This is a genomic window from Amycolatopsis orientalis DSM 43388 (genome assembly GCF_000411975.1).
Lineage (GTDB): Bacteria > Actinomycetota > Actinomycetes > Mycobacteriales > Pseudonocardiaceae > Amycolatopsis > Amycolatopsis orientalis_D.
In genome coordinates this window covers 190,671-208,655 of the sequence record NZ_ASXG01000196.1, presented here as the reverse complement: position 1 = coordinate 208,655, position 17,985 = coordinate 190,671, and the positions used below count along the sequence as shown (strand labels likewise).

The following is a 17,985-nucleotide window of genomic DNA, read 5'->3' as shown; positions in this document are numbered from 1 at the left end:
CCCGCTCCCTCCGGCCGGTTCCGCCGCGATTCTCCCCGACGAAAATGAGAGCTTCATGAGAAATGGCGACCGCCGCCCGTTCCCCGGCGCACCAGGGGCCTCGACGGGCCCCTGCCCTCAGTCGCCTCCTGCGATCGGTGCCCCCGGCGCGAATGCCCTGCTCGTGCAACGCCGTGCCACCAGCTCGATCCCCGGACCCGGCGGTGCGCCGGGCCCGAGAGAGTTTTCCGAGCGTGCCGTTATTTCGGTTGCCCAGCACCCATCCGGCTCGTCTCGGCACGCCGTTCGATCTCCCATCCGGTGCCCGCCAAGGCCCGGCGGGCCCGTTCGAGGCATTCGCGGTGCCCGGACGCCGCGTCGGAGGAGAGCTGGTCGGGAACGTCGTTGTCGGACATCAGCGCACGCCTTTCCGCGGAAGGGTCCTGGACCGCCACCGCAGCACATCGGCGCACCGGCGGAGATCTCGTTCTGAGACAGATCCCGCCCCCGGCGCGGCCTACGCTTCGGCGACATCGATGCCCGGGAGGTGCGCGGATGCTCGAATACCGGAACGGAACGGTCGTAGTGCGCTTCCGCGCCGGGGAGACCGACCACCTCGCCGCGGCACTCGCCTATGCCGGGCCGCGACCGGTGGTGCTGACCGGAACCGCCCGCGAGTTCGCTCCCGATCTCGGGACGGGCCTGCGCTCGGCGCTGGCCGCCGTGCGCGATCATCCCGCGCCGGTGGTCGCCGCTGTCAACGGCGACGCGATCGGCGCGGGCTACGAGCTCGCCGAAGCCGCCGACCTCCGGATCATGTCCGGCGGTGTCGTGCACCCGGCTGGCTGGCCGCACGCCCTCGGCCCGGCCGCGGCGGTCGCTGCCGGTCTCGTGGATCTCCAGTGCCCGCCCGCGCGGCTGCTCAGCCTCGCCGTCCGGCTGGCCGGACACGCCCTCCCCCACGCCGCGGCATAGTCGACCGCGCCGGGCCCGCCCGTAGGGAGCGGACCCGGCGCGGGACCCCCGGTTCCTAGTAGATGTTGGACGGACGGACCATGCCCTCGGCGAGGTCCCCGAATCCCGGCGCGATGACCGAACCCGGGTTGACCACGACCTCCTCCACCACCGCCGTCTCGGTGGTGATCACCAGCGCCGCGATGGACGCCGCGCTCTCCAGCGCCGAGCGAGTCACCTTGAGCGGATCGATCACCCCCGCGGCGAACAGATCGCAGTACCCGCCGGCCAGCGCGTCGAACCCTTGCCCGTTGGCCAGTCCCGCGACGCGTTCCCGGACTTCGGCTCCCTCGTACCCGGCGTTGGCCGCGATCCAGTGCAACGGCTCGCCCAGCGCCCGCAGCACGATGTCGCGCCCGTGCGCCGCGTCGCCGTCGAGATCCAAGTCCACGTGAAGCGCCGCTTGCGCCAGGGCCGCGCCGCCACCCGCGACGACGCCCTCCTCCAGCGCGGCCCGGGCCGCGGCCAGGGAATCCTCGACGCGCAGCATCCGGTCCTTCAGCTCGACGCTGGTCGCCGCACCGACCCGCACCACCGCGATCCGCCCGGACAGCCGCGCGATCCGCAGCCGCAGGCTGTCCTGGTCGTGCTCGATCCGGGCCCGCTCCAGCTGCTTCTCCAGCTGGCCGATCCGGGCGCGCACCACGTCCTCTGCTCCGGCGCCGCCGAGGATCGTCGTCGAGTCCTCGGTGATGGTGATGTGCGCGCAGCGGCCCAGGTCCCGTTCGGTGACCTCGGCCAGCGTCACGCCGGAATCCTCGCTCACCACCCGCCCGCCGAGAGCCGCGGCGAGATCTTCCAGCTCGGCGATCCGCCGGTGCCCGAAGCCCGGCGCGCGGACCACCGCCCCCGCGAACGTGCCGTGCACGTTCCCGCTCACGATCAGCTGCAGCGCCGGGCCGTCCACGTTCTCCGCCAGCACCACCAGCGGCCGGTCCAGCCTGCGCGCCGCCTCCACGGTCGGCATCAGGTCCTGCACCTGGCTGATCTTCTTGTTGGTGAGCAGCAGCACCGGGTCGGCGAAGCTGACCTCCATCCGGTCCCGGTCGGTGACCATGTACGGCGAGGTGTAGCCGTGGTCGAACTCGATCCCGTCGGCCAGCTCCACGCTCAGCCCCGGCTGGTCCGACTCCTCGACCTCCACCACGCCCGCACGGCCCACCGCGGCGAGCGCCTGTGCGATCACCCGGCCGATGCGCTCGTCGTCGCTGGCCGCGAGCGTCGCGATCCGCTCCAGTTCGGCTTCGCCGGACACCGCGACCGCCGACTTGCGCAGGTATTCCACGACCGCTTCGACGGTCTCCTCGATCCCTCGCCGCACTCGCATCGGGTTCGCGCCCTCGCTCAGCGCGGCCAGGCCCTCGCGCACCATCGCCTGTGCCAGCACGGTGGCGGTCGTGGTGCCGTCGCCGACCGCGCCGTTGGTCTTCATCGCGACTTCCTTGACCAACTGGGCGCCCATGTTCGCGAACGGCTCCCCCAGCTGGATCTCCCGGGCGATGGTCACCCCGTCGTTCGTGATCGTCGGCGGGCCGGTCAGCTTCTCCAGCACCGCGTTGCGCCCCTTCGGGCCCAGCGTCGCCTTCACCGCGTCGGCCAGGGTATTGACTCCGAGCTCGAGCTGCCGCCGCGCGTCGACGCCGAACCTCAGCTGCTTCGCCATGGTGGTCTCCGTCCTTTCCTTGCGGGATCAGGGAATGAGGATCGCGCGGCCGCGGACCCGGCCGGCGCTGAGATCGTCGATCGCCTGCTGGAAGTCCTCCAGCCGGTACCGCGCGGTGTGCAGCTTCACGTCGCCGCGGGCGGCCAGCACCATCAGGTCCTGCAGATCGGAGTACGAGCCGACCAGGTTGCCGACGAAGTTGATCTCGGTGGAAATGATGTCGATGGTCGGGACGTCGATGTTCTCCCCGTACCCGACCACGTAGTAATTGCCCGCGCGGCGCAGCATCCGCACCCCCTCGGCGGTGGCGCCGCCTTCGCCGACGAAATCCACCACCGCTTCCGCGCCATGCCCGCCGGTCAGGTCGAGCACCGCGTCCGCCTGGGACCCGTCGGCAACGATCGTGACGTCCGCCCCGACTTCCTTCGCCAGCGCCAGAGCTGCCGGGTTGCGGTCCAGCACCACCAGCGTCGCCGCGCTCATCGCTTTCAGGCACTGGACGCCGATGTGGCCGAGACCACCCGCGCCGATGATCACGCAGACATCGCCGGGACGCAGCGATTTCGCCGCCTTCGCGGCCGCGTGCTGCGCGGTGAGCCCGGCATCGGCGAGCGCGGCCACGTCGGCGGGTTCGAGGTTGTCGGCGAGCTTGACACAGGACCGGGCCGACGTGCGCAGGTACTCCGCGTACCCGCCGTTCGTGTCGATGCCGGGGAAATCCGACTGCTCGCAGTGCACGTCGTCGCCGCGCCGGCAGGCCCGGCACAGCCCGCAGGTGATCAGCGGGTGCAGGATCACCTTGTCGCCCACCGAGACGTTGGTGACCGCGCCGCCGACCGCGTGCACCCAGCCCGCGTTCTCGTGCCCGATCGTGTAAGGCAGCGCGACGCCGGATTTCTCCGCCCATTGCCCTTCGAGGATGTGCAAGTCGGTGCGGCACACGCCGGCCGCGCCGACCTTGACCACCACGTCCAGCGGACCGGCGACTTTCGGCTCTCCGACGTCGCGGAGTTCGAGATTCCGGTGGTATCCGGTGACCTGGACGGCTTTCACGATCGGCTCCTGGTGTCGACGACGAGCGGCGCGGCCCCTTCAGGATCCGCGTACCGGGTGGCGAGCAACCCGCGGCAGAAATGCGCGTTGCCCTCGATCGAAATGCGGGTGGCGGCCGCCAAACGCAGCCACAGCGCGGTGTCCTGCTTGCCGACCGGACGGCCGGTGTGGTCCACGGCCACCCTCGCGTGCGCGTCGGTCGGCAGTCCGAGCGCTTCCCGCCGGCGCAGCAGTGCGTTCTTCAACCGCCCCTCCGGAAGGTCGAGCAGCTCCAGCAGCGGCAGCTCTTCGATCGTCCACGCGCCGCCGGCCAGCACCGCCCGGCAGCACCGTTCGACCGCGGCCAGATGGGCCTTCCGCTGGAACGTCCGGCGGAGTTCGTCCAGGCCCTGCTCCGCCTCGACGCCGAACGTGCCGACGTATCCGGCCCCGGCCGCGAGCCCGCTGTTGATCTTCGCCGAATCGTGGTGATCGTCCAGCAGCACCCGGACCCGGCCGGTGCCGGGCAGCGCGGAGAGCGCGTCGTAGGCGTCCGAGACCATCAGGTAGGCGAAATTCGGCGCGCAGAAGGAGGTCGGCAGCCGCAGACGCACCTCGACGCCCGCGTCGTCGATCGTGACCGAGCGGACGAAGCCGAGGTCGGTCACCGGCTGGTCCAGCTCGGGGTCGAACACTGTCGCCAGTGCCGACAGGACCTGCTCATCCAGGGAGACCGCGGCGGTGGTCATCGCGCACCGGCTTCCGCGGGCAGCCGGAACTGCGCCGGCACGTCCAGGTCGTACAGCGCGGCGGCGTTCAGCCCGAGGATCTTTTTCTTCTGTGCCACGGTGATCCGCGGGTACTCCGGGAGGTCTTCCGGGATCTGGAAGTCCACGAACCGCTCCACCAGCCACTGCGGCGTCCAGAGCGCGTAGTCGCTGCCGAAGAGGATCTTGTCCTCGCCGAGCCAGTACAGCAGTTCGCCGATGATCTGCGCGAAGTAGCGCGGGCGGGCGTGGATGAACGGCATCGCGACCGCGAGCCCGCCGTACACATTGGACTCCTGCGTGGCGATCCAGCAGAAGTCCTCCAGCCGGGGCAGCCCGACGTGCTCGACGATGAAGTTCAGGTCGAGGTAGTCGGTGGCCACGTGGTCGATGTCGGCCACGTCGAACGCGTCGCGGTCCAGCGGCCGGATCGTCGGTCCCTTGTGGACGTGGATGTTCTTGATGCCGAGCTCCAGGCATTCTTCGAGGTAGCGCCGCGACCAGGGATCGTCCAGCCGGTAGCCGCGGGAGTCGCCGTGCCACTCGGCGGTGTAGAGCTTCACGCCCTTGAGCCGCATGCGCTCGGCATCGCGGCGCAGCTGCTCCAGGCCGGCCTCGCCGTCGCGCGGGTCGTAGGCGTGGTTGTAGGTGAGCTTGCCGGGATGCTGGCGCACCAGGTCGAGGCATTCGGCGGTCTGGCCGAAGTTGTTGCGGTAGAAGTCCCGCAGCAGGGTGGCCTGGAAGATCGCGTGGTCGACGTGGCCGTCCTGGAAGACGTCCTTCATCAGCCGCTCGCCGCCGTAGTAGGTGTAGGTGCCGTAGTCCCACGTCGCCTCCTCCGGACTGAGGTTGCGGTGGTAGTCGTAGAAGCAGTCGATGAACTGCTTCCCGTGCACGTTCTTGATGTTCGACTCCCGCGCGTCCCAGATGTGGACATGCCCGTCGACGACGTAGTACTGCTCGCCATCCTTTGCGTACATCGGAGATCCTCGCCCTTCGTTCGTGCTCGGCAGTGCTGCGGTGGGAACGCGGCGGCGGGCGGCTCGGCCCGCCGCCGCGCGGTTCGGGGTCCGGCCTCAGCCCTGGGCCAGCAGGTCGAAGCCGATGTACTCGGCGGCGTCCTCCGGGTTGGCGAAGAGCAGGGTGCGGTCGTCGAGGTGCACCATGCGGCCGTAGTGGGTGGAGCTGATCTCCTCGAAGACCGAGCCGTCGAACTCCTGGCCGAGCGCGTCGGTCAGCTCGGCGTAGTCGAATTCGAGCAGCCGGGTGCCGTCGACGCGGATCATCGACGGGTATTCGACCAGCCCGACCCCCTCCTTGGCGCCCATCACGTCGGCGACCACCCGGCCGATCGGGGTGTTCATCAGGGTCACGCCGCACATGTTCGAGATTTCGGTCTGCGCACCGAACTTCATGTCGCTCACTGGTCCAGCTCCTTCGGAACGTCGAGCCCGATCTCCTCGAGGAGCTGGGCGAACTTCTCCTTGCTCGCGGCGAGCGAATCGGCGAACGTGCGCGTCTTCTCCGCCGGCTGCGACCAGATCGGCTGCAGCGCCTCGGCCGCGGCCAGGCACCTCGGCGCCCAGGCCGACAGCCACTCGCCGAACAGTTCCTGGTTGGCGGCGCCGTGTTCCTCGTCGCGGGCGAGCATCTGGAACAGCGACCGGGTGTAGGCGAGGTCGCGGCTGTAGTCGTACTCGCCGGTGCCGACCAGCGTCGGCGTCACGTAGTCGCCGTTCGCCGCCGAGACCTGCATGACGAGCTCGGACCGGAACAGCTGTCCGACCAGCTGCTCGAACACGACGTTGGCGCCGAAGAGCAGTTCCGCCCAGTCGCCGACCGCGGTCAGTTGCTCCACCACGCGGCGGGTGGGCTGCCATTCCTCCGCCGACTGCCAGACCGCCCGGTGGGTTTCGCCGTCGAAGGTCTCGAGCGAGTCGGACAGGTCCAGGTTGAACAATGCGAGGTCCTGGGCGAAGCGCATCTTGTGCGCGGCGGTGACCGCCACTGCGGTGTTGATCATGTTGGTCGGGCCGGAGCGCTGGATCGAGGTGAACACGTGCAGCGCCAAGCCGTTCTCGGCGTGCATCCACGCGCCCAGGTTGCGCGCGATGAAGGTCTGCCACGCCGGCTTCCAGTGGGCGTAGGCGTCGGCACGCTTGGCGTTCTCCAGGCTCAGCGCGACTTGGCGCACCACCGCGGAGTTGTTGCGGTAGAGGGTCTGCTCCCACTCTTCGTTGGGGTCGAGGAACGCGTGCCAGTTCGACGACTTCGCCCGCGTCCATTCCTGCGGGTAGCCGCCCGGTCCGTCCCCGAAGCCGTAGATCCAGCCCTGGCTCAGGTGCCGCTCCGGGTCGGGCTGCACGTCGACCGTCACGTCCTCGTACACGGTCGCGCGCATCTTGGCGGGCGTGAAGTAGTTGTAGGTGCGGCTCTTCGAGCTCGGAAACTCCAGCGCGCCGGCTTCGGAGTCGGTGAACTCCACTTTCGGGAAGCTGCGCGTGGCTGTCGGACTGCTCGCCATGTTGGATCTCCTCTTACTGTCTTTGGGGGTCCGGGTGGCGGAGCCCCCGGCGCGGGGCGAAGCTCCGCTTGTCACTGGTCGTCACTGACCGAGGTCGTGAACTTGTCGTAGAACACCTGGTCTTGCGGTACCCCTTGCCTCGTCGCGAGATCGAGCGCGGCGTCGACCATCGGCGGCGGCCCGCAGAGGTACACCTCGGCGCGGTGCAGTTCCGGTTCGCGGGCCTCGACCACGTCGGTCACCATCCCCGCTTCGGCGGCCACGCCGAGTTCGCCCGCGCCGTCCGCGGACTCCGACAGCGCCACGACGAACCCGAAATCGGCCAGCCGCTCCCCCAGCGCCCGGATCTCGTCCAGGCAGAACAGGTCCGCCGCGGTGCGGGCGCCGTAGTAGAAGCGGATCCGCCGGGGGTCGGCCGTTTCGGCGAGGTGCCGCAGCAGGCTGAGGACCGGGGCCATTCCCGCACCGCCCGCCATCAGCACCAGCGGCAGCACGTGCCCCTTCTTCAGCGTGAAGTTGCCGTAGGGTCCGCGCAGCAGCAGGGAATCGCCGACCGCCAGGCCGTCCTCCAGCAGCGCCGAGAACCGGCCCCCCGGGTACTTCTTGATGAGGAATTCCACGTGGTCCTCGGTCGAGGGCGTGGTCGCCATCGAAAAGGACCGGCAGTCCTCGGTGCCCGGGATGGTCAGCTCGGCGTACTGCCCGGCCTTGAACTGGAGCGGGCTCGCGGTCCGCAGCCGGAGGCCGACGATGTCGCGGGTGTGCGGCACGATCTCGGCGACCTCAGCGGTGATCTCCTGCAGCGGAGCCGAGTTGAGCAGCTCGTCCTCGTCGAAGTTCAGCAGCTCGATGGTGCAGTCGCTGTAGGCGTGCGCCCGGCAGAGCAGCAGGTAGCCTTCCTCGACCTCCGCGTCGTTGCACGCGAACGTCGAATACCGCTCCATCTGCAGGTCGCCTTCGAGCACATAGGACTTGCAGGCCGAACACTGCCCCTCGCGGCAGCCGTGCATGAGGTGGACGCCCTGGCGGAAGGCGGCGTCCAGGATCTTCTCGTCCTCGGTGACCTCGATCTCGACGCCGACCGGTTCGAAGGAGATGCGGTGCTTGTCGCCCATGGGTTTCTCGATTCTTCCGGCGGGATCCCGCGGCCGGACCGCCCGGACGCGGCCGCGGGACCCGGGCTCGTCAGGCGACGGTGACGTTCGGGTTGGCGCGGTAGGCCGCGGCCCACTGCTCCCGCTCGGCGTCGGTCATCTCGTTGAGCGCGACGTTCGGGCTGGCGAACCGGATGCCCCGGATGTCGTCGAGCGTCCAGAGCTTCTTGGGGTCGTCGAGGTCCAGGTGCGGCTGCGGGATCAGCGTCTTCCCGTCGTCGCGGACGTAGCCGAGGTCCTCGACGATGTCGGCCAGATCGCGGTCGTGGTGCAGCGTCTCCCATTCCCGGTGCCCGGTGAGCCGTCCCATGTTCGGCGTCTCGCGGCCCTCGTACTCCGGCCGGAAGGCGACCTTGTCGGTCCAGGCGCAGGTCTCCGAGCAGTAGGTGCGCCACTGGTCGTCGACCTTGTCCACCACCAGGTCCTCGCGCACCAGGCAGGGCACCATGCACGTCCAGCAGCGGTGCGGGTACTCGTAGCCGACGTCCTCGAACGCGATCGGCTTGTTCCGGCCCGGGTAGCGCAGCCGGTTGTAGGCCTCCCACCACTTGCCGAACTGGTCGTACCAGCCCGGGTACTTGTCCTCGAACCAGGCGAAGTCGGCGTCGGTCATGCCGTCGATGCGCCAGTAGTTCACCGGCCAGCCGGTCGCGAAGAACTGCGCGACGCGGTGCACGTAGTGCTTGTTCGTGATCCGGTTCCACGCTTCCTCGACGAGGTCGTGCGGGATCACCAGGCCGTATTTCTCCAGCGGCAGCAGGTAGCTGCGGTAGTAGTCGTCGTAGATCCAGCGCCGCCACATCTCGGCGTAGGACTCGCGGTCCTTGCGGCGGTCCTTGGTGCCGTACTCGATGAACGTGCCGATCGCGGCGTCCACCACGCAGTGGTTGTTCCACCACGCGTACCGCAGGTCGCGCTCCAGCAGCGGCCGGTTGCGCTCGTCGGCCAATGCCATCAGCAGGATCGAGTAGCCGTTGCTGATGTGCCGCGACTCGTCGGACTGCACCGAGTGGAACACCGTCGGCAGCAGATAGTCGCCGTTGGCCGCGGCCTCGTCCGGCATCGCCACGAACAGCGTGTTGGTGAACGCGGTCTCGGCGACCACGGTCAGGTAGATGTTCGCCGCGGTGATCGCGTCGCCGGTGATGAAGCCTTCGCCGAACTGGCGGCCGATGGTGCCCGCGTAGTTGTTGGCGAACGCCTTCTCGGTGATGTCGAAGCCGGCCGGGTCGATGTAGTTGTTCATGTACAGCTTTTTGAGGTTCATCTGGATCGTCGAATGCCGGACCTCGTCGATCATCTGCACCGCGAGCCCGTTGTGGATTTCCGGGTTCGGCACCGCGTCGATCGCCATCGGCATCGCCCGCGCCGCGGAGATCTCCGGGAACGGGATGATCGAGAGGAACAGCTTCTGCCATTCCAGCCAGCGCTGCTGCACCTGCCGGAACATGTTCCCGCGGATCGCGCCGTCCATCGCGCCGAAGACGCGGTTGTCCTTTTCCTCCTCCATCGGGAAGTAGGACCGCATGATCTGCTTCAGCGGGTCCTTCTTCGGCGCCTTTTCGAACGTGTAGTCCGTCCCGAACCGGGTCGCCGGCGTGGCGAACGTCGGTTCCCACGACAGCTCGGTGATCTTGTTGTGCGCCTTGGTAAGGCTCTGCCTGCTCACTGGGGCCTCCTGGAACCGGCGGCATCTCCGCCGCTGTCCGTCTGACCGGCAGAGTGTGTGCCGGCGAAGGCTCGCGTTCTATCTCAATCTGAGATCGGGCCGACGGGCAGCAAAAAAACCCGCCCTCTGCTCCGGAGGGCGGGTTCGGAATGAACCGCGGGTCAGCCGAGCACGGTCATTTTCCCGGAATCCGGGAGTCCACTGTGCACACCGGAATCAGCTCATTTCGTCGACGATGCCGAAGGCGCGGATTTTGCGGTAGATCGTCGCCCGGGACATCCCGAGATCACAGGCCGCTCGTTCCTTGCTGCCGCGGTTCGCGGCGAGGCTGCGGACGATCGCGTCCCGCTCGATGGTCTCCAGCTTGGTGAGCCGGCGCCGGGTGAAGGTGCGGCATTCCGCGGGAAGATCGGCGACGTCGAGGACTCCGCCGTGCAGCTGCTGCGCCGCCGCGGCGAGCACCCGGTCGAGCTGGCGGACATTGCCGGGCCAAGGCAGCCGCATCAGCTGCCGGAGGCAGGCGTCGGAAGCGGACAATGATCTGCTGCCCGCCCGGCGGGCCAGCAAATGCGGCACGAGCCGCTGCACGTCTTCGATGCGGTGGCGCAGCGGCGGGACCTCGACTTTCCGCGCGAAGAACGCCATCACCGCACCCTGAATGCCGGGATCGACCGGTTCGCTGCCAACCGTGGCCACCACCCACGCGGGCGCGCGCTGCGCCGGATCGTTCTGCCACGCGGTGAACAGTTCGGACAGCGCGGGCAACACGGTGTCGTCCAGCGCGTCCAAATGCCGGAGGAGGACAACGGGCGGGTCGCTGCACGCCGCCTCCTCGGCGAGTGCGGGCAGCCACTCTTCGGTGACGTCCGCGCAATCGACCACAACCTGGCGGCGTCCGTGGCGCAGCGCCACCGCGCGGGCGATGGCCGCCTTCCCCGCACCGGTTTCGCCGCTCAGCGCGAGCCACTGCCCGCTGCCAAGGCTCGCGTCCGCCGCGGCGCAGGCCTGCCGCCACGCGGGGCTCGCACCGGCCAAACCGGGCAGCTGAAGCTCGGCGCGCGCGGAAGTGCGCCGGGAGACCGTCTGGTTCTTGACCCGGAAGATGCCTCCGGCGAGCACGTCGCCGCTGTAGACCGGCCGGTATTCGAGACGCGCGCTGATCCCCGACGGCAGATCGGCCAGCACCGTGGCGGGTTTGGCCGAGCCGGCGAGATCCGTGGCGTGCGTGATCAGCGCCGAGCGGTCGGTGACGTCGTAGCGTTCCTCGGCGTGGCTGTTGACCATGACGACGTCCTGGTTGACCGCGAGGACCGCCCCCGAACCGCGCCGGCAGGCGGCGAGGTACTCGCGGAAGAGGCTCAGTTCGCGCGCTCCGGTGCTGGCGAGCATCGCCTCTTCGATCCGTTTCGCGGTGGTGCGCGCCAGCGTCAGCAGGAGCGGGCCGGACGCGTCGGCCCACGAGGTGAGGTCCAGAATGCCCGCCAGGTGGCCGCGGACCGGGTGCACGATCGGCGCGCCGGCGCATTCGAAGCCGGTCAGTTCGCCGTTGAAGTGCTCGAAACCGGACACCAGCACGGATTTCTGGCATTCCAGCGCTGTGCCGATGCCGTTGGTGCCCACCGATTCCTCGGCGTAGCTGTAGCCCGGAGCGAGCGAGACCTGGTCCAGCCCGGCGGTGAGCGCGCGATCGGTGCTGAGCCGGTCGACGACCAGGCCGTTCGCGTCGGTCAGCAGGATCGCGGTCGGATGGCCGGCCAGTTCGTCGGACAGATTCGCCAGCACCGGAGCGGCACTGTGCGCGAGCAGGCTCTCCTCGTCGCGATCGGACACGTAGACCGGCTCCGGCCGCTCCACGTCGACCCGGTTCTCCAGCGCCCGCTGCCACGACGCGGTGATGACGTCGCGGACCCCCGACACCTCGGGCGCCCCGCGAGACAGGAACAGTTCCCGCAGGTCACGCATGGTCTCGTTGCCTCGAGTCGTCACCACCGTCTCCTTTGACGTCCAGTGCCGGGGGTCCTGCCCACCCCACAAGCACCATGGTGCACTCGTGGCGCGCGTCACTTTGTCTCATAGTGAGACAAGGCGTGGGCAGCGGCAAGGCAGTCCCCGCCTGACGACTGACGGCTCGGAAAGCAGCGGTTGGCCGAGGCCGTCGCACCGGCCGCTCGGGGAGGCGAGGCTGGATAGTCGAGAAGCGCCCATTAGCCCGCGTAGCACCGTGTCCCAACGGCAGGCCGTCCGAGCGGCCGGAGAGTTCGCCGGTGTACTGCAGGAGCATCCGGACCGCGGACGGCTGGCCTGCTTCGCGCCCGCCCTTGGCAGCCGAAGCACCACGTGGGCGGCGAAGGCCCTGGACGCGCCGCTGATCCGAAACGCCCATCCTGGCGCGCGCCGGTACGCCCTCGACCACCTGCACGATCGTCCGCCGCAAAGACCCGCGCAGTCGAACCTACACCCAGGTCCGGCCTGCACCGTCGGCGTTCCGACGAGAGTCGGCTCGCCGAGCTCACCGACGATGTCGTTGATGTGCTGCCCCAGCGCATGGGTCACCCAGCGTGTCACGCGCTTGGCCGTTCTCACTTCGCCAGCCTGCGCGTTACGTCCGGTAGTCGTGGCCAGCAGACGGGAGTACTGATGACCCAGCTACCGATCTTCGGCCAGCCGGCCTAGCCACCGGCGAAGCCCGCCAGCGACCAGGCCGTCACCTTGAAGGTCCGCTTTTCGGCACCCGTTTGCTCGCCGCGCCTGTGGTCTCGGCTCGGCCAGAGATCGGCGGGGCAGCCCTGTCCGAGACGGGGCGCAGGAATCGTCCCAGCAGCCCGAGCCCGCCGCTACCCGAGCCGCCCGAAGACGATCAGATGACACCAAATCCGGCGAACTCTGCCAACGCACCGCCTGCAATCGGCTCATACCACCGGGATCAAGCACAGCTGTGCCGGAAGCGAGCGTCGCCCTCTGGTCACTCCTCGCCAGTCGCTCACGCACGCTGACATCGAATGTCGTAGCGAGCAGGGGCGCGTCGACATCGGCGCCGGAAGCGCACTGCCGTGCGTCGCCGCATACTCCACCTTTCGCGTGCGCACACACAGCGACCTAACTTCGGGCACACCGCAGACACGCACTGACCCGCTGTCAAGCATCGAGCGCGTCAGCCACCTCACGTCCGGCGATACGCCCGAAGGTGACCGAGCGGAGCACGGACAGTGCTCCTGGGTATTCCTGGTACCACACGCCAGTCGCTACGCCGGCCGCGTAGAGGTTCGGAATCGGCGTCCCGCTTCCGGTGAGCACCCGCGCTCGCGTATCGGTGCGGATCCCGCCGAAGCAGAAGGTCACCGCTGCCGACCCGGGGAACGCCCGGAACGGCGGCTCGGAAACAGGCATCGCCCAGTTGGTTTTGTCGATCTCCAAACCCGTCGTGCGCTTGCCGTCTTTGGTCGACGGGTCGAACTCTCCCGGGCACACCGCGGCGTTGAAACTCGCGACCGTGGCAGCGAGCTTGTCCGGGTCCACGCCCATCGCTTCGCCCAGTTCCTCGACGGTCGTTCCCTCGTAGGGAGGCACATCGGTCTGGTTCAGGAACGCGAACCCAGGGAGCTTCGCCATTTCGGCGTCGTAGACGAAATAGGCCAGGTTTCCCTGGTCCCGCCAGACAGTCCATGCCAGCTGCTCGTTGATGCCCTCGAACGTCCGGCTTCCTTCGTCGATGAACCTCTCGCCGTCTTGATTCACCATGATCCCGTACGGAGCGCCGAAAATGCCGGGATCGGGCTTGTCCGAGCGCGGGTCGACTAGTTCCACGTGCAGCATGTCGAACTGGCCCGCAGTCGTCCCGCCGACGTCAGTGGCCATCCGCAGCCCGTCGCCGAGGTTGTGCCGCAGACCGGGTGCGACCGGCCGGATCTCGCCGGCCCGGGCGCCGACATGTTGGGTGAGCATCTGGTAGTTGCCTTCGAAGCCGCCGGACGCCAGCACCACACCGCCTGCTCCGACGGTGCGGGTGAGTCCGTCTGGGCCGCGCACCACCACTCCGTTCACCCGGCCGCGGTCGTCCTCGGTCAGCCGTGTCGCTTCGGTGTCGTAGAAGAACGTCGAGCCGGGGTACGCCTCGATCCTGGCGGCGAAGGCGTTGACCAAGGACAGGCCGCCGCCTTCGACCGCGCCGTAGTCGGATTCCATCGCGAACGGGGGCGCGGCGTGGGTGACGGTGACTCCGTGGCTCCGCATCCACTCCACAGAGTCGCCGCCCAGCCGGCGCAGCGTGTCGAAGTACTCCCGGTCGAACGCGGGGTCCAGGTCGAGCACTCGGTCCAGAATCGAGGGATTGACGACGCCGTCGGGGTCGACCATCACGTTGACCCACGACCATCGGGTCGCGCCGCCGCGGTCGGCTTCGCCGCTGCGCTCAAGGATCGCGACGGTCGGCGCCAGACCGCGCTCGGCGGCCGCCTCGAGGAAGCCGAGCGCCGCCGCCAGGCCCGCGGCCCCGCACCCGACCACCACGAGATCGAAATTCTCCTCGGACATCGACCTGTTCACCGGCCCTCTCCGTCTCGCGGAACAAAGGCGAATGCCCGTGCGGGCGCGCCGGTGCCGCCGACCAGAGGCAGGGGCGCGACCACCAGGTAAGCGCCGGTGGCGGGGAGGCGTTCGAGGTTGCGCAGCGAGGTGAGTCCGTATTTGTCGGCGCCGAGAAGGTAGTAGTGACCGGGGCCGAACGCGCCCGGATCCGGTTCCGTGCCTGGCTCCGGTTCGGAGGGCCCCGATCCCATGTTGTCGATGCCGATGGCCTCGACGCCGTATCCGCTCACGTGCGGATGCGCGGCAAGCCATTTCGCGGCGGCCAACGAGATTCCCGGCCAGCCTGCCGGATCCACGAAGCGCTCGGGATCGGAGGCCCGTTCGCTCCACCCGGTGCGGGCGAGCACCCAGGTGCCCGGCCGGAACCGGCCATGTTCGGCTTCCCATGCTTCGAGGTGCTCGGTGCCGAGCAGGAACGACTGGTTCCCGGCGACGCCGTCGGTCAGATCGATCGTCGCGATCGGCCCGGCCAGCCTGGTCGGCTCGATCTGCTCGACTGATTTGCCGTCCTTGCCGCTGATCCAGTGCTGCGGCGCGTCGACGTGGGTTCCGGCGTGCTCGCCGATGGTGAGGTCGTTCCACCGCCAGCCCGGCCCGGCTTCGTCGAAATTGCTCACCGGGTGCACCGAAAGCGGCGCGGTCGGGGCGAACGGTGCCGGCACCGGGACCACCGGAGTCGCCGGGCTCAGCGGCGTGGTGAGATCCACCATCTCCACGGTTCCCTGCGCGATGCTCTGGAAGAAACTGTCGATGTGCACGTGGTTTTTCCCTTCCCCGTTCATGAAGCCGGCAACTGCGCGCCGGGCAGGTAGGCGTTCGCCTCGATCTCGATTTTCATTCCCGGAGCCAGGAATCCGGTGACGTAACCGTGCCCGATGAAGCCTCGGCCGGGCATGCGCTCGCGGAACAACTCGTTGAGAACGCCGAAATCCGCTGCGTCGCTGAGCATGGTCCGGATTTCGTAGACGTGCTCGAACGTCGCTCCTGCCTCGTGCAGGACCTTCTCGATGTTGTCGAACGCGATGTTCGCCTGTTCCCGGAAGTCCTCCGGCATGCGGCGTTCCTCGATCGTGCCGCTGAGGTTCGTCAGCGCCGAGGTGCCCGAAATGAACAGCCACGGGCCGATCCGGACGGCCCGGTCGAAATGGCCTGCGGGTTCGGCGAGGGTGCCCGGATTGATCGGGACGACCTCGTAGTTGGTTTCCTGCCGGTGAACCATTCTCTACCTTTCCTTGTGCGTGTCCTGTTTGCCGACCAGCTCAGCCAGGGCGTCCAGGCGGGCGAGGGTTTCGTCGCCCGGTGCGGTCGGCAGGAGGAAGAGCACGCGCTCCACTCCCAGTTCCTCGTAGCGGTCGAACTCCTCGCCGTTCGCGGCCGCGCCCAGCACGGTGACCGGGACCGGCGCACGTCCGGCGTCGGCCGCTTTGTCCCGCAGCTTCCGGAGCATCGCGTGCAGACGCTCGGGCGGCTGGCCGATCAGGTTCGGCAGCCACCCGTCCCCGTAGTCGAGCACCCGGTCCAGCACGGTCGGCCCCATGCCGCCGACCAAGATCGGCGGATGCGGGCGCTGAACCGGTTTGGGCCACAGGTAACTCGGCGGGAAGTCGATGTGCTCCCCGTGGTACTCGGCGATCTCCTGCGTCCACAACGCTTTCATCGCCTGGATCCGTTCTCGCACGACGCGCAGCCGGACCGCGGGGTCGGTTCCGTGATCTCGCATTTCCTCCCGCAGCCATCCGCCGCCGACCCCGAAAAGGAACCGGCCGTTGCTCAGGTAGTCCACGGTGGCGACTTCTTTGGCCGTGTGGATCGGATCTCGCTGGAACACAGCGCAGATCCCGGTGCCCAGCTTGATTCGATCGGTGGCCGACGCCGCGGCGGCCAGCGCCGCGAACGGGTCCAGCGAGCGGTAGTAGGGACGAGGCAGATCGCCGCCGCCCGGATAGGGAGTCTTCCGGTTCGCCGGAATATGCGAATGCTCGGGAACCAGAAGCGACTCGAATCCGCGATCCTCGGCTGCTCTCGCCAATTCTTCCGGCCGGATTCCTTCGTCGGTGACGAACGCGGCCAATCCGAACTTCATGCGGATCCTCTCGGAAGACCGGACCAGACCCTCACGGCTCCGGAACTCGCCGCCATCGCGGAGACCACGGCACGTACTCGACCGGGACCCTCGCCGACCCGATGCCGGGTCACCGAGCAGCCAGTTCCGCCGCGGCGGCCTCGCGAACCCGCTGCCGTCGCGAACCGGCCAGCAGCACGAGGGTGGCCACGATTCCGGCGAGGACCGGAACGGCGAGGACGAGGAAGATCGTCGCGGTGGGCCAGCCGGCGCCGATCATCATGCCGCCGGCGAGCCCGCCGATGACCGGACCGAGCTGCCCCACCCCGTTCGCCCAGGACATCCCGGTCGCGCGCACCGCGGCCGGATAGGTGATCGCGGCGAGAGCGGGCAGGATCGCGTTGGCGCCGCCGAGGGAAAGTCCGAGCAGCAGCACCACGACGAGGAACGCGGCCGGGCTCAGCCGGACGACTCCGGCCACCGCCACGCCGGCGATCCCGACCAGCCAGAGCACCGCCAGCACGGCGCGGGCGTCGAACCGCCGCAGCGCGGCCGACACGAGCAGCTGGCCGGCCAGACCGCAGATCCCGAACAGGCCGACGAGCACCCCGGTCTGGGCGGTGCCGTAGCCGTTGCGATCGATCAGCAGCGGCAGGTAGTTCGCGATCAGGAACACCACGCCCAGGCCGACGAACGAACAGAACCAGATCAACAAGGTGGCGTTCAGGAATCGCCGCGACAGCACTTCGGCACCGGCCCACCGCCGCTGCCCGCGCACCGGCGGGGCGAGGTCGACGACGCTGAGGTCGCGGCCCGGGGACAGCCGAGCCAGGACCTCCCGGATCCGCTCCGGCGTGTGCCCGCGGGCGACCAGGACGCTCGCCGACTCGGGCACCAGCCATGCCACGACCGGCACGAGCAGCAGCGGCGGCAGGCCGCAGAGCACCAGCAGCGCCCGCCAGCCCCAGGCCGGAAGAACCGCCGAGGCGAGAAAGCTCCCGGCGATGTACCCGCCGGCGGCTCCGCACCACACGAGCGAGACCATCGACGCACGGCGGGCGGCCGGCGTGGTGTCGGCGACGATCGTGAGCACCGCGGGCACCATCGCGCCGAGCCCGAGGCAGGCGAGCAGCCGGAAACCGACGAACGCGCCGATCGACGGGACCAGGCCCATCGCCGCGGTGGCGAGGCCGAACACCGTGATGCCGACGATCGCGACGCCCTTGCGGCCGAACCGGTCGGCGAGCGGGCCGGCCACCGCGCCGGCGAGCGCCAGCGCCAGCACGCCCGCGGTGACCGTGAGCGTCACGGTCCCCATCGACGCGTGTTCCAGCCGGACGAGTTCCGGGTAGACGAAGCTCGCGCTGGCCAGATCGAGACCGTGGGCGAGCATGGCCAGGCACACGATCCCGACGACGAGGCGCTGCCGCGCACTCATCGCGGCGGAGTCCAGGAACTCCTGGGGAGTCATGGTCATCTGGGTTTGTCCTTTCCGCGGGCCGGAGATCAGTTCGCCGGCCGGATCCGGGCGGAGTGG

Annotated in this window: 16 protein-coding genes; 1 reads left to right on the top strand and 15 read right to left on the bottom strand. The window is 69.1% G+C overall.

From position 1 onward, the window contains the following. Nucleotides 1-239: 239 nt before the first annotated feature. On the bottom strand, nucleotides 240-395 hold the full coding sequence (locus tag L942_RS44755) for a hypothetical protein (protein ID WP_158684615.1): 156 nt from the start codon (nucleotides 393-395) through the stop codon (nucleotides 240-242). Between the two features lie 139 nt (nucleotides 396-534). Here L942_RS44755 and L942_RS40970 point away from each other — a divergent pair, with 139 nt between their 5' ends. Next, on the top strand, nucleotides 535-954 hold the full coding sequence (locus L942_RS40970) for an enoyl-CoA hydratase-related protein (protein WP_037370752.1): 420 nt from the start codon (nucleotides 535-537) through the stop codon (nucleotides 952-954). 55 nt (nucleotides 955-1,009) lie between these two features. On the opposite strand, the gene groL is transcribed toward L942_RS40970, so the two are convergent. The 14 genes from groL to L942_RS40900 all read right to left on the bottom strand — a co-directional run bounded on the left by groL (nucleotide 1,010) and on the right by L942_RS40900 (nucleotide 17,925). After that, a complete protein-coding gene (gene groL / locus L942_RS40965; RefSeq protein ID WP_037370750.1) occupies nucleotides 1,010-2,656 on the bottom strand; it encodes a chaperonin GroEL in 1,647 nt (548 codons plus the stop codon). A 27-nt stretch (nucleotides 2,657-2,683) separates the two neighbouring features. After that, nucleotides 2,684-3,709, bottom strand: coding sequence for an NAD(P)-dependent alcohol dehydrogenase (locus L942_RS40960; protein WP_037370749.1), 1,026 nt, complete (start codon nucleotides 3,707-3,709; stop codon nucleotides 2,684-2,686). After that, nucleotides 3,706-4,437: a metal-sulfur cluster assembly factor gene (locus L942_RS40955; RefSeq protein ID WP_037370748.1), complete on the bottom strand. Its 732-nt coding sequence runs from the start codon at nucleotides 4,435-4,437 to the stop codon at nucleotides 3,706-3,708. The genes L942_RS40960 and L942_RS40955 overlap by 4 nt, the downstream gene beginning before the upstream one ends. After that, the gene (locus tag L942_RS40950) at nucleotides 4,434-5,435 is read right to left on the bottom strand and encodes an amidohydrolase family protein (RefSeq protein WP_037370747.1); all 1,002 of its coding nucleotides are present in this window, start codon (nucleotides 5,433-5,435) and stop codon (nucleotides 4,434-4,436) included. The genes L942_RS40955 and L942_RS40950 overlap by 4 nt, the downstream gene beginning before the upstream one ends. A 96-nt stretch (nucleotides 5,436-5,531) precedes the next feature. Then, on the bottom strand, nucleotides 5,532-5,870 hold the full coding sequence (gene mimD / locus L942_RS40945) for a propane 2-monooxygenase effector subunit MimD (protein ID WP_037370911.1): 339 nt from the start codon (nucleotides 5,868-5,870) through the stop codon (nucleotides 5,532-5,534). 5 nt (nucleotides 5,871-5,875) lie between these two features. Beyond that, a complete protein-coding gene (locus tag L942_RS40940) occupies nucleotides 5,876-6,979 on the bottom strand; it encodes an aromatic/alkene monooxygenase hydroxylase subunit beta (RefSeq protein ID WP_037370746.1) in 1,104 nt (367 codons plus the stop codon). A gap of 71 nt (nucleotides 6,980-7,050) precedes the next feature. Beyond that, complete coding sequence (locus L942_RS40935) at nucleotides 7,051-8,094, bottom strand: FAD-binding oxidoreductase (RefSeq protein WP_037370744.1); 1,044 nt, start codon at nucleotides 8,092-8,094, stop codon at nucleotides 7,051-7,053. A gap of 70 nt (nucleotides 8,095-8,164) precedes the next feature. Continuing rightward, nucleotides 8,165-9,802, bottom strand: coding sequence for a methane monooxygenase (locus tag L942_RS40930; protein ID WP_037370741.1), 1,638 nt, complete (start codon nucleotides 9,800-9,802; stop codon nucleotides 8,165-8,167). A 216-nt stretch (nucleotides 9,803-10,018) separates the two neighbouring features. Next, complete coding sequence (locus L942_RS40925) at nucleotides 10,019-11,788, bottom strand: sigma-54-dependent Fis family transcriptional regulator (protein ID WP_037370740.1); 1,770 nt, start codon at nucleotides 11,786-11,788, stop codon at nucleotides 10,019-10,021. Between the two features lie 1,149 nt (nucleotides 11,789-12,937). Continuing rightward, complete coding sequence (locus L942_RS40920; protein ID WP_051166586.1) at nucleotides 12,938-14,344, bottom strand: FAD-binding protein; 1,407 nt, start codon at nucleotides 14,342-14,344, stop codon at nucleotides 12,938-12,940. Further along, nucleotides 14,341-15,144, bottom strand: coding sequence for a cyclase family protein (locus L942_RS40915; protein WP_235079653.1), 804 nt, complete (start codon nucleotides 15,142-15,144; stop codon nucleotides 14,341-14,343). The genes L942_RS40920 and L942_RS40915 overlap by 4 nt, the downstream gene beginning before the upstream one ends. Before the next feature lie 20 nt (nucleotides 15,145-15,164). Beyond that, entirely contained in the window at nucleotides 15,165-15,605 is a 441-nt protein-coding gene (locus L942_RS40910) for a RidA family protein (protein WP_037370738.1), read from the bottom strand. A 3-nt stretch (nucleotides 15,606-15,608) separates the two neighbouring features. Further along, complete coding sequence (locus L942_RS40905; protein ID WP_037370736.1) at nucleotides 15,609-16,469, bottom strand: LLM class F420-dependent oxidoreductase; 861 nt, start codon at nucleotides 16,467-16,469, stop codon at nucleotides 15,609-15,611. Between the two features lie 109 nt (nucleotides 16,470-16,578). After that, complete coding sequence (locus L942_RS40900) at nucleotides 16,579-17,925, bottom strand: MFS transporter (RefSeq protein WP_081655430.1); 1,347 nt, start codon at nucleotides 17,923-17,925, stop codon at nucleotides 16,579-16,581. Between the last annotated feature and the right edge of the window lie 60 nt (nucleotides 17,926-17,985).